The sequence below is a fragment of the Streptomyces sp. NPDC007157 genome (genome assembly GCF_040634235.1).
Classification (GTDB): domain Bacteria; phylum Actinomycetota; class Actinomycetes; order Streptomycetales; family Streptomycetaceae; genus Streptomyces.
Genome location: NZ_JBEYFE010000036.1, coordinates 14,606 through 26,281, shown reverse-complemented (window position 1 = coordinate 26,281; position 11,676 = coordinate 14,606). Strand labels below are relative to the sequence as shown.

Sequence of the window (11,676 nt, the reverse complement as noted above, 5' to 3'; positions counted from 1 at the left end):
TGCACCATGGTCCAGGACAACCCACCCTCGGACGCGCGCCTGACCGAACTCCTGCGCACGCCCGCCGCCACCGCCTACCCGGCCCTCCAGGAACTGCGCGCCCGCCACCAGCCAGCGGTCCTCGGCTACGCCCGGCTCTGCACGGCCGGCGACGCGGCGGCCCGCCGGCTCACCGCGCAGACCTTCACCACCGTCGCGCGGGACATCGCGCGCGGCGCCGAACCGGTCGTCCCGCTGCGCCACCACCTGCTCCTGCTGACCGCGCGCCTGGCCGCCGAGTGGTCGCACGACGAACGCTCCGCCGCCCTGGACCCCACCCTCCTCCTGGTCCTGAACTCGACGGGCGCCGCCGAGCCGCCCGCCCCGCCGCTGCTCGCGGCGTTCCAGTCCCTGCCGTCCCGCACCCAGGGCCTGCTCTGGTACGGCGTACTGGACCAGGAACCCCCGGCCCGGACGGCCACCCACCTCGCCCTGACCCCCGAGGACGTCCGGTACGGCACCCCGCCCGCGCTCCAGTCGCTGGCACAGGCCTGTCTGCGCAGCCGCCTGGCCGCCTCCGACGACCCGCGCTGCCCTGACTTCCGCCGGCTGATCGAGGAGTCGGTACGCCCGGAGAACCCCCGGCACAGCGCCGACCTGCACGCGCACATGGCCCACTGCCCGTACTGCACGGCCGCGTTCGAGGACCTGACCGCGCTCCGGGACAGTCCCCGCACGGCCCTCGCGGAGGGCCTGCTGCCCTGGGGCGGAACGGGGTACGTACGGCAGGAGATCCCGGCCGAGGCGGCCGCCGAGCCCGGCCCGGCGCGCGGCCGCCGGTCCCCGTCCCGCCGCGTCCTGCTGACCTCCACGGCGCTGGGCGTGGCCCTCGTACCGCTGCTGCTGGTGCTCCTGAGCCGCCCGGCCGGGCACACCCGGACCCCGGCGGCCGCGGCCCCGGCCCCGGCACCGCCCGCCACCCCCCAGGTGACCGTGACGGCGACGGCGACCCTCTCCCCGTCGCCCTCGCCCACGAAGCCGTCGCACAGCCCGGCCCCGACGCACTCCGCGTCGCCCACCCCGACCCCGACACACTCCGCCTCGCCGACCCCGTCACCCACCCCGAGACCACCGGGCGCCGGCTACGCCCAGGTCGTGAACGCCGCCACCGGCCGCTGTCTGGACGTCCGGGACGGCGACTTCGACAACGGCACCGACGTCGTCACGGCTGCCTGCTCCGGCTCCGCCACCCAGCGCTGGCGGGTCGACACGGACCGGGGCGTGCTGCAGTCCGCCGCGGATCCCGACTTCTGCCTGGACAGCCGGGGTTCGGTCGACAAGGGCGTCGGCATCTGGGAGTGCTCGTCGGTGGACGGCGACCACGGCGACAACCTGCGCTTCACGATCGTCTCCGACGGCGAGATCCGCCCGGAGATCGCCATCGAGACGGCCCTCACCCCGAGCGGCGACGACCAGCTCTCCCTGGACCCGGTGAACGAGGGCACGGCCCAGCGCTGGCGGGCCGGGGCGCGCTGACTCAGCCGACGGCCCGGACGCCCCTGCGCCACACCCCGGCGACCAGCGGAACACCCGGCCGGTAGGCCAGATGGACGTGGCTGGGGGCGTCCAGCAGGGTCAGATCGGCGTAGGCGCCCGGGGCGAGCCGGCCGATGTCGTCCCTGCGCAGGGCCTTCGCGCCGCCCGCCGTCGCCGACCACACCGCCTCGTCGGGGGTCATGCCCATGTCCCGGACGGCCAGGGCGATGCAGAAGGGGACGGAGGAGGTGAAGGAGGAGCCCGGGTTGCAGTCCGTGGAGAGGGCCACGGTCACGCCCGCGTCGAGGAGTCGGCGGGCGTCCGGCCACGCGGCCCGGGTGGAGAACTCGGCGCCCGGCAGGAGGGTGGCGACCGTCCCGCCGTTCGCGAGCGCGTCCACGTCGGCGTCCGTGAGGTGGGTGCAGTGGTCGGCGCTCGCCGCGTCGAGTTCCACGGCCAGCTGGACACCGGGGCCGTAGGAGAGCTGGTTGGCGTGGATGCGCGGGGTCAGGCCCTTCGCCTTGCCCGCGGTGAGGATCGCGCGGGCCTGGTCGCCGTCGAAGGCGCCCTTCTCGCAGAACACGTCGACCCAACGGGCGTACGGGGCGCAGGCGTCGAGCATCTCGCCGGTGACCAGGGAGACGTAGGCGGCCGGGTCGTCGGCGTAGTCCGGGGAGACGACGTGGGCGCCGAGGTAGGTCACCTCGTCGGTGTGGGCGGCGGCGATGCGCAGGGCCCGCGCCTCGTCCCGGACGGTCAGGCCGTAGCCCGACTTCGTCTCGAAGGTGGTGGTGCCCTGGCGGAGGGCCTCGGCGAGGTAGTGCGTGAGGTTCGCCTCCAGTTCCGCGTCGGTCGCGGCGCGGGTGGCGGCGACGGTGGTACGGATGCCGCCCGCGGTGTACGACCGGCCGGACATCCGGGCGTTGAACTCCTGGGTGCGGTCGCCCGCGAAGACCAGGTGGGAGTGGGAGTCCACGAAGCCCGGCAGCACCGCCCGGCCGCCCGCGTCGACCCGGTTGTCAGTGGCGGGTGCTTTGCCGGCTTCACCGGTCCACACGATGCGGTCGCCGTCGATGACGACGGCCGCGTCCTGGATCAGACCGAGAGGGGAGTTGTCACCGAGGGAGGGGTCGTTGGTGACCAGCGTGGCGATGTTGGTGATGACGGTGCTGCTGCTCATGGTGTCCTCGTGGGTGGTCGTCAGGCGCGGGATGCTTCGACGGCCCGTCAGGCGCGAAGGGCTTCCACGGCCCGCGCGAGGGCCTGTGGCGCATCGGGAACGAGGGTGTGCGCACCGTCTCGTACGACGTGCCGCCCACCCACGACCGTGTGCCGTACGTCCGCCGCCGTCGCGGCGAATACGGCCGTCTCGGCGCCCAGCCGGGGCAGCGGCCCCGCCGTTCTGACCGAGTCCAGCGCGATCGTCGTCAGGTCGGCGTGCATGCCGGTCTCGATGGTGCCGGCGTCCTCCCAGCCGAGCGCGGCGTGGCCGTCGGCGGAGGCGGCGCGCAGCAGGGCGGCGGCCGTCCAGTGGCCCCGGGTGCGGGTGCGCAGCCGCTCGTTCAGCTCCATCGCGCGTGCCTCTTCGAGCAGGTCGATGACGGCGTGGCTGTCGGAGCCGAGGGAGAGCGGCGAGCCCGCCCGCTGGAGGGCGACGGCCGGTCCGATGCCGTCGGCCAGGTCCCGCTCGGTGGTCGGGCACATGCAGGTGCCGGTGCCGGAGCCGCCGAGCAGGGCGATGTCCTCGTCCGTGAGGTGGGTGTTGTGGACGCCCGTGGTGCGCGGGCCGAGGACGCCGTGGTCGGCGAGCAGGCGGGTGGGGGTGCAGCCGTGGGCGGCCAGGCAGGCGTCGTTCTCCGCCGTCTGCTCGGACAGGTGCACATGGAGCGGGGCCCGCCGCTCCTCGGCCCAGCGGGCCACGGTCGCCAGCCGGCCGGCGGGCACGGCCCGTACGGAGTGGACGGCCGCCCCGATCCGCGCGTGATCCCGTTCCTTGAGAACTGAACAGCGTTCGGCCCAGGCCTCCGCGCTGCCGTCGGAGAAGCGGAGCTGGTGGGCGTTGGGCGGCTCGCCGAAGCCTGCGGAGAGGTAGGCGGTGTCGAGGAGGGTGATGCGGATGCCGGCGTCGGCGGCGGCCGCGATCAGCGCCTCGCCCATGGCGTTGGGGTCGGCGTAGGGGGTGCCGCCGGGGGCGTGGTGGACGTAGTGGAACTCTCCGACGCAGGCGATGCCCGCGAGCGCCATCTCGGCGTACACCGCGCGGGCGAGCGCGTGATAGGTCTCCGGGGTCAGCCGGTCGGCGAAGGAGTACATCAGCTCGCGCCAGGTCCAGAAGGTCCCGGAGCCGACCTGGACCGTGCCGCGCAGGGCGCGGTGGAAGGCGTGCGAGTGGGCGTTGGCCAGGCCGGGGAGGGTGAGACCGCGCAGGATCTCGGCCCCCGGCGGCGGGGTGGGGGTCTCCGCGCGGACGGCGGTGATCCGGCCGTCCGCCACCTCCACGGCGACACCGGGCTCGACGTACGTGTCCAGCCAGGCGTACTCCAACCAGTACGTCGTCCGTGTCGTCACCCGCAGGCCAGCCCTTCCAGTACGTCGGCGAGCGCGCTCACCCCGGCCACGCAGTCGTCCTCGCCCGCGAACTCGGCCGGGGAGTGCGAGACACCGGTGGGGTTGCGCACGAACAGCATGGCGGTCGGGACGCTCCCGGAGAGGATCCCGGCGTCGTGTCCGGCACCGGTGCCCAGGACGGGCACGGTGAGACCGGTGTCCCGGCCGAGGATGCGGCCGAGTTCGTCCCGCAGGGCGTGGTCGAACTCGACGACCGGGGTGAAGGACTCCCGGACCACGTCGAGGTCGATGCCGTGCGCCTGCGCGTACTCCCGGGCCGCCTTCTCGATGCCGCCGACGACGGTGTCGAGGGTGGCCTGGTCGGCGGCGCGCGAGTCGAGCCAGCCGCGCACCAGGGAGGGGATGGCGTTGACACCGTTCGGCTCGACGGAGATCTTGCCGAAGGTGGCCACGGCACCGGCGAGTTCGGCCTCGCGGCGGGCGGCGAGCACGGTCTCGGCGTACGACAGCATGGGGTCGCGGCGGTCGGCCAGCCGGGTCGTGCCGGCGTGGTTGGCCTCGCCCCGGAAGTCGAACCGCCAGCGGCCGTGCGGCCAGATGGCGCTGGCGACGCCGACCCGGTCACCGGACAGGTCCAGCGCCCGGCCCTGTTCGACGTGCAGCTCGACGAAGGCACCGATACGGGCGAGCCGCTCGGGGTCGGCGCCGATGGCGTCGGGGTCGTAGCCGGCGGCCTCCATGGCCCGGGGCAGGGTGACCCCGTCCCCGTCGGTCAGCCGGTGCGCCTGCTCGACGGTGAGGTGTCCGGCGGTCAGCCGTGACCCGACACAGGCGAGCCCGAACCGGGCACCCTCCTCGTCCCCGAAGTTGACGATGGCGAGGGGCCTTGTGAACTCCGCTCCCCTGCGGCGGAGTTCGTCGAGCGCGGCGAAGGAGGACACGACACCGAGGGGGCCGTCGAAGGCCCCGCCGTCCGGGACGGAGTCCAGATGCGACCCGGTGACGACGGCGTCCCCGGCGGTGGGGTCGCCGAGCCAGGCCCACTGGTTCCCGTTCCGGTCGACCTCGTGGAGCAGGCCACGCGCCTCGGCCTGCTCCTTGAACCAGGCGCGGCACTCGGCATCGGCCCCGGTCCAGGCGAAGCGCCGGTAACCACCGGAGTCGGGGTGCCGGCCGACGGGGAGCAACTCGCGCCACATCTCGTGGAAGGAAGCCGAGCCCCGCACAGGCCGCGAGCCCTCGCCCGCCACAGGCTGTGGGCAGTCGTTCCGCAGGGCGGAACGGGTGGGCACAGCCGCACCCGTGCCCGGCGACGAGGCGTCGGCCCCCACCGGAGCGCTGCCGCCACGTCCACCCTCACGAGGGTTCACGCGTCGTCGCCCTCACGCATCGGCACCCGCACGCCCCGCTCGTCGGCGACCGACTCCGCGATGTCGTACCCGGCGTCCACGTGCCGGATGACACCCATGCCGGGGTCGTTGGTCAGTACCCGGCGGATCTTCTCGCCGGCGAGCTTCGTACCGTCGGCCACCGTCACCTGCCCCGCGTGGATGGACCGCCCCATCCCCACCCCGCCGCCGTGGTGGATGGAGACCCAGGACGCACCCGACGCCACGTTCACCATGGCGTTCAGCAGCGGCCAGTCGGCGATCGCGTCGGACCCGTCCAGCATGGCCTCCGTCTCGCGGTAGGGCGAGGCCACGGAGCCGCAGTCGAGGTGGTCGCGGCCGATCGCCAGCGGCGCCGCCAGCTCGCCGCTCGCCACCATGTCGTTGAACCGCTCGCCGGCCTTGTCCCGCTCGCCGTAGCCGAGCCAGCAGATACGCGCCGGCAGGCCCTGGAAGTGGACCCGCTCACCGGCCAGCTTGATCCAGCGGTGGAGGGACTCGTTCTCGGGGAAGAGGTCGAGGATCGCCTTGTCGGTCTTGTGGATGTCGGAGGCCTCGCCGGACAGGGCCGCCCACCGGAAGGGGCCCTTGCCCTCGGAGAAGAGCGGGCGGATGTAGGCGGGGACGAAGCCGGGGAAGGCGAACGCCCGCTCGTAGCCCGCCAGCTGCGCCTCGCCGCGGATGGAGTTGCCGTAGTCGAAGACCTCGGCACCGGCGTCCATGAAGCCGACCATGGCCTCGACGTGCTTGGCCATCGACTCCCGGGCGCGGGTCGTGAAGCCCGCCGGGTCCTTGGACGCCGCGTCCGCCATGTCCTCGAAGGCCACGCCCACCGGCAGGTAGGCCAGCGGGTCGTGCGCCGAGGTCTGGTCGGTGACGATGTCGATGGGCGCGTTCATCGCGAGCAGCTGCGGGACCAGCTCGGCCGCGTTGCCGAGGACACCGATGGAGAGCGGGCGGCGGGCGTCGCGGGCCTCGGTCGCCAGCTGGAGCGCGTGGTCGAGCGAGTCGGCCTTCACGTCCAGGTACCGGTGCTCGATGCGGCGCTCGATGGCGCGCGGGTCGACGTCGATACAGATCGCGACGCCGTCGTTCATGGTGACGGCGAGCGGCTGGGCGCCGCCCATGCCGCCGAGGCCGGCGGTGAGGGTGATGGTCCCGGCGAGGGTGCCGTTGAACTTCTTGGCGGCGACGGCGGCGAAGGTCTCGTAGGTGCCCTGGAGGATGCCCTGGGTGCCGATGTAGATCCAGGAGCCGGCGGTCATCTGGCCGTACATGGTCAGGCCGAGGGCCTCCAGGCGGCGGAACTCCTCCCAGTTGGCCCAGTCGCCGACCAGGTTGGAGTTGGCGATGAGGACACGCGGGGCCCACTCGTGGGTCTGCATGACGCCGACCGGGCGGCCGGACTGGACCAGCATGGTCTCGTCCTGCTTGAGGGTGCGCAGTGTGCGGACCATGGCGTCGAAGGAGCGCCAGTCGCGGGCGGCCTTGCCGGTGCCGCCGTAGACGACGAGCTTGTCGGGGTGCTCGGCGACCTCGGGGTCGAGGTTGTTCTGCAGCATCCGCAGGGCGGCTTCCTGCTGCCATCCCAGGGCGCTCAGTTCCGTACCGCGCGGCGCTCGTACGGGGCGGGGTCCTGACATGGTCTGCCTCCTAGCGAATGACGGCCAGTGAAGTGTTCCTGCGGTTATTCGGTTATTCACATCCTGGCCCGCTGAATAGAACTAGTCAATACATCGGTCCGCCAGCGCGGCCGCGTTCCGGGTGTTTCGCTGGACTTATGGGCCTTAAGGGTGCGGACGACGACATGTCGGGGGACGACGTGGCGGACGGCAGGACGGGCGGCGAAGTGGGCAGGGACGGTTGCGTGGACGACAGCGAGCGGGTGGTGCGGCGGGACGACGCCGTGCGGGCGGCGGTGGAGCAGGGACTGCTGGGGCCGGACGCGCCGATCGTAGGCCTGCTGGACGTGACCGGCATCCGAGCCTCGGCGGCGGCGCTGCGCCGGGCGTTCGAGGCGGTCGCGGCGCCCGGCACCCCGATCCTGCACGCCTTCGCGGTGAAGGCGAACCCGCTGGTGCCGGTGGTACGGCTGCTGGCCGGGGAGGGCATCGGCGCCGAGGTGGCCAGCGCGGGCGAGCTGGCCCTGGCGCGGGCGGCCGGGGTGCCGGTGGAGCGGACGGTGTTCGACGCGCCCGCCAAGACCGGGGCGGAGCTGCGCGAGGCGCTGGCGCTGGGCATCGCCGTGAACGCGGACAACCCGCAGGAGCTGGCCAGGATCGACGCCCTGGTGACCGGCGGCGCACCCGCCGGCGGCCTCCCCCGCTCGCCGCTCGGGATCCGGGTGAACCCGCAGATCGGCGCCGGGAGCATCGGCGCCACCTCCACCGCGACGGCGACCTCCAAGTTCGGGGTGGGGCTGCGGGACGAGGGGGCGCGGGAGTGGGTCGTGCGGGCGTTCGCGGAGCGCCCGTGGCTGACGCGGCTGCACGCGCACATCGGTTCGCAGGGGATCTCGCTGTCGCTGCTGGCGCGGGGCGTGGCGGAGACCTACGCGCTGGCCGAGGAGATCAACGCGCGGATCGGGCGGCGGCAGATCGACACCCTCGACATCGGCGGCGGGCTGTCGGTCAACCTCGCGTCGGAGGCCACGGAGCCGACGTACGCGCAGTACGCGCGGCTGCTCGCGGAGGTGGTGCCGGGGCTGTTCGACGGGCGGTACGGGCTGGTCACGGAGTTCGGGCGGTCGCTGCTGGCCCGGCACGGCACGGTGGTGGCCCGGGTGGAGTACGCCAAGAGCTCCGGCGGGCGGCGGATCGCGGTGACGCACGCGGGCGTACAGGTGGCGGCCCGAACGGTGTACGTGCCGGGGACGTGGCCGCTCAGGATCGCCGGGTACGACGCCAAGGGGCGGCCCAAGGAGGGGCCGCCGGTGGTGCAGGACGTGGCGGGGCCGGCCTGTTTCTCGGGCGACCTGCTCGCCGAGGGACGCGCACTCCCGGCGCTGGAGCAGGGGGACCACGCGGCCGCGCTGGACACCGGCGCGTACTACTTCGGCACCCACTACTCCTACAACTCCCTTGCCCGGCCCGGGGTTTACGGCTTCGCACCGGACGGCGCCGGAGGCGTGGCGTTCGCCGTCGTACGGCAGCCGCAGACGGTCGCGGAGATCGTGGCCGATTCCGGAGGGGCGCACGCCGACGCACTCACCACCCTGCGCGCAACCGGAAGCCGTTGAGGGACCCCGGACAGAGGGATCAACTGGTGCGAAAAGCAGCTCAGTTGACCAACACTAGTCTGCCGCATGCATGTTCCACTGGAAAATGCCAAACGCACCCCTCCCGCCGCACACGTTGCGTAGTGTCTGCGTCACTCAACCGGAGAGCCAGGCGGTGGGAGGGGAGCCACGGTGCCCGGAATCGACGAGTGCTTACTGGAAGCGATGCGACTGCCCGGTGCCCGGGGGGCCGCGTTGGTCGACTGGACGAGCGGGCTGGCCCTGGGCACGGTCGGGGAGGCGCCCGGCGGTGACCACGAGACCACCGCCGCGGAGGCCGCCGAACTGGCCCGGCTGGCCGCCGAGCACGGGGCGTTCAGCACGGAGGACGACACCGAGGTGAACCCTCCGGTGGAGGACCTGATCGTCAGCAACCGGGACAGCTACCACCTGCTGCGGTTCGTGGTCACGTCCTTCGACGCCACGGTGTTCCTGCATCTGTGGCTGGCCCGCGAGGACGGCAATCTCGCCCTCGCCCGGATCCGGCTCGGCGAGATGGCCGAGCGGCTGGTGCTGGGATGACCGTGGTCGACATACCTCCGCCGCTGCCGGTCCGGGACCGGGCGGCCCCGTACGACGGGGCGGCCGGCACGCTCTCACCGATGCTGATACGCCTCGCCGAGGAGCGGGCCACCGGAGTCCTGGTCCGCGAGCACGGCACCCTGCACCTGGCCGAGGGCCGCGTGGTACATGCCGAGAGCCCCCTCGCACCCGGCCTCGACGTGCTCCTCACGGCCCACGGCACGCTCGACGCGGCGGTCTGGCCCTGGACCGACGACATACCCGCCGCGGTGCACCGGCTGCGCGATGCCGGTCTGCTGCCGAAGGGGGCCCTGGAACTGTGCCGCCTCGGCGCGCTGTACGACGCCGGGTACTTCGCGCTCGCGCCCAGCAGCACCCCGGGCCGGTTCCGGTACGGCACCCCGGCCGCCACCGGCCCGTTCCCGGCGGTCTCCGTCACCGCCCTGGAGCGCGAGACCCTGCGCCGCCGCGAGCTGCTGTACCGGATCTGGCCCGACCCGTCGACGGACGGCACTCCGCTGATCCGCGCCGACCCGGTCGCGGCACCGCCGGTCACCCAGCGCCAGCGGGCGGTCCTGGGCCGGGTGGACGGCGTCCGCACAGCCCCGGAGATCGCCCGGGAGCTGGGCCGGCCGGCCTTCCACACGCTGGTGGACATACGGCGGCTGGCGGCGGCCGGGCTCCTCGCCCCGATGAGCAGCACGGCCGCACCGCCCCGGCTCCCCCCGGTCACCGACCCCGACATCGCGCTGCTGAAGAGGCTCAGGGATGCGCTGGAGGCCCTTTGAACGGCACCGCCCCGCCGAGAGGAGACAGCTGATGGCGGCAGAACCCGGCAGCTCCGGCAGAGAGGCCGTCCTCGACGAACTGCGCCGGTTACGCACCCGGATGCCCCAGCTCACCGGCGCCCTCGCGGCCGGCGTCGACGGCCTGGTCGTCGCGCACGACTGCCCGGGCGTCGACCCGGAGGGCCTCGCCGCCCTCACCGCGGCCGAGCTCGGCGTCGCCGTGCGGGTCTCCGACGCCACCGGCAAGGGCGAGCTCAGGGAGCTGCTGGTACGCGGCGAGGACGGCTATGTCGCCACCTACGCGGCCGGCCGCAGCGCCGTGCTCACCCTGCTCGCCGAGGACCGGGTGAACGTCGGCCGGCTCCACCTGGAGGGCCGCCGGGCCGCCGCCCGGATCGGCGAGCTGGTCGACGCCGCCGAGGCCGCCGCCAAGGCCCTGCGCCCGGCCCGCAGCACCGCAGCCACACGGACCAGATCCACGCGCACGCCACGTACCAGCACCACTACCGACGCGCGCACCGCAGCAACCGACAGTTGAGTTGAAAGGAAACAGAGAGTCATGGCCAACACCGAAACCGCGCTGAAAGAGGCCCTCACCTCCATCGAGGGTGCCACCGGCGTCGCGCTCGTCGACTACACCACCGGCATGGCGCTGGGCACGATGGGCGGCAGCAAGACCTTCGACCTCAACGTGGCCGCCGCCGGCAACACGGACGTGATCCGGGCCAAGATGCGCACCATGGAGCACCTGGGGCTCAAGGGCGAGATCGAGGACATCCTGATCACGCTCTCCTCCCAGTACCACCTGATCCGGCTGCTCAAGGGCCGGGGCGGCAACGGCCTCTTCCTCTACCTGGTGCTGGACATCTCCCGGTCCAACCTGGCGATGGCCCGGCACCAGCTGAGGAAGATCGAGGAGGACCTGGAGGTCTGACCCCCGGGTCCCGGAGTCACACCAGCGCCGCGGTGCGGCGGCGGGCCCCGCCCGGGGCCGCGTCGCCCGCCGCGATGCCGGTACCGCGGTACGCCTTGACGGCCTTGCCGGCCGGGCGTCCGCCGCGCCCGTCGAGCCAGTCGACGCGCAGCCACATCAGTTGCTCCTCGGCCCGCTCCCGGCGGCCCAGCCAGGCCGCCTTCAGCCGCAGCCCGGTGCCGGTCCCGGCGAGCAGCATGCCGCCGGCGGCCGGCACCGCGAAGGCGCTGCCGAGCGCGACGGCCCAGGCCAGCAGCAGCCACCAGCGGTGCCCGCGACGCCAGTTCCGCACGGTCACCGCCCGGTCCTGGAGCACATCGTGCTTGCCGGCCCGGGCGGCCCCGCGCAGCAGTGCGGTGTACCGCTTGCGGCGGGTGAGCGCCACGACGGCGGCGCCCACGATGAACAGCGCGGCCCCGGCCATGACGCCGATCCGGCGTCCGGTGATCCCCTCGGGCAGCAGGCCGATCCCGGCCGCGAACACCCCGAACCACCACAGCGGGGCGGCCCCGGCCCGTACGACCACGGCCACCCGGGCCAACCCCTGTCCGCCCCGTGCCCCTCGTACCGCACGCGCCATGTCCGCAGCCTCCTCGCCCGTATCGGCCCAGTGGGTCCGTAGGGCGGGACGCTAACCAGAGAACG

The 11,676-nt window shown here is 73.7% G+C and carries 11 protein-coding genes; 6 read left to right on the top strand and 5 right to left on the bottom strand.

Features of this window, described 5'->3' with window-relative positions:
- The first annotated feature begins 6 nt into the window (after positions 1-6).
- On the top strand, positions 7-1,515 hold the full coding sequence (locus ABZ642_RS41225) for an RICIN domain-containing protein (RefSeq protein ID WP_360495113.1): 1,509 nt from the start codon (positions 7-9) through the stop codon (positions 1,513-1,515).
- A 1-nt stretch (position 1,516) separates the two neighbouring features.
- On the opposite strand, the gene hutI is transcribed toward ABZ642_RS41225, so the two are convergent.
- The 4 genes from hutI to hutU all read right to left on the bottom strand — a co-directional run bounded on the left by hutI (position 1,517) and on the right by hutU (position 7,114).
- On the bottom strand, positions 1,517-2,695 hold the full coding sequence (hutI, locus tag ABZ642_RS41220) for an imidazolonepropionase (protein WP_360495110.1): 1,179 nt from the start codon (positions 2,693-2,695) through the stop codon (positions 1,517-1,519).
- A gap of 47 nt (positions 2,696-2,742) precedes the next feature.
- A complete protein-coding gene (locus ABZ642_RS41215; RefSeq protein WP_360495252.1) occupies positions 2,743-4,089 on the bottom strand; it encodes a formimidoylglutamate deiminase in 1,347 nt (448 codons plus the stop codon).
- Complete coding sequence (locus ABZ642_RS41210) at positions 4,080-5,282, bottom strand: allantoate amidohydrolase (RefSeq protein WP_360495249.1); 1,203 nt, start codon at positions 5,280-5,282, stop codon at positions 4,080-4,082. The genes ABZ642_RS41215 and ABZ642_RS41210 overlap by 10 nt, the downstream gene beginning before the upstream one ends.
- Before the next feature lie 167 nt (positions 5,283-5,449).
- A complete protein-coding gene (gene hutU, locus ABZ642_RS41205) occupies positions 5,450-7,114 on the bottom strand; it encodes a urocanate hydratase (protein WP_360495107.1) in 1,665 nt (554 codons plus the stop codon).
- A gap of 164 nt (positions 7,115-7,278) precedes the next feature.
- On the opposite strand from hutU, the gene ABZ642_RS41200 reads away from it, so the two are divergent.
- The 5 genes from ABZ642_RS41200 to ABZ642_RS41180 all read left to right on the top strand — a co-directional run bounded on the left by ABZ642_RS41200 (position 7,279) and on the right by ABZ642_RS41180 (position 10,992).
- Positions 7,279-8,709 carry a diaminopimelate decarboxylase gene (locus ABZ642_RS41200; protein ID WP_360495104.1) on the top strand — a complete coding sequence of 477 codons (1,431 nt, stop codon included), beginning with the start codon at positions 7,279-7,281 and terminating at the stop codon, positions 8,707-8,709.
- 171 nt (positions 8,710-8,880) lie between these two features.
- The gene (locus ABZ642_RS41195) at positions 8,881-9,270 is read left to right on the top strand and encodes a hypothetical protein (RefSeq protein ID WP_360495101.1); all 390 of its coding nucleotides are present in this window, start codon (positions 8,881-8,883) and stop codon (positions 9,268-9,270) included.
- Positions 9,267-10,058, top strand: a complete 792-nt coding sequence (locus ABZ642_RS41190; protein ID WP_360495098.1) for a transcriptional regulator — start codon at positions 9,267-9,269, stop codon at positions 10,056-10,058. Before ABZ642_RS41195 ends, ABZ642_RS41190 begins: the two co-directional genes overlap by 4 nt.
- Before the next feature lie 31 nt (positions 10,059-10,089).
- On the top strand, positions 10,090-10,596 hold the full coding sequence (locus tag ABZ642_RS41185; RefSeq protein ID WP_360495095.1) for a roadblock/LC7 domain-containing protein: 507 nt from the start codon (positions 10,090-10,092) through the stop codon (positions 10,594-10,596).
- A gap of 21 nt (positions 10,597-10,617) precedes the next feature.
- Complete coding sequence (locus ABZ642_RS41180; RefSeq protein ID WP_360495092.1) at positions 10,618-10,992, top strand: hypothetical protein; 375 nt, start codon at positions 10,618-10,620, stop codon at positions 10,990-10,992.
- 16 nt (positions 10,993-11,008) lie between these two features.
- Here the strand turns inward: ABZ642_RS41180 and ABZ642_RS41175 are convergent, their stop codons facing one another.
- Positions 11,009-11,611, bottom strand: a complete 603-nt coding sequence (locus ABZ642_RS41175; protein WP_360495089.1) for a hypothetical protein — start codon at positions 11,609-11,611, stop codon at positions 11,009-11,011.
- Positions 11,612-11,676: the final 65 nt, after the last annotated feature.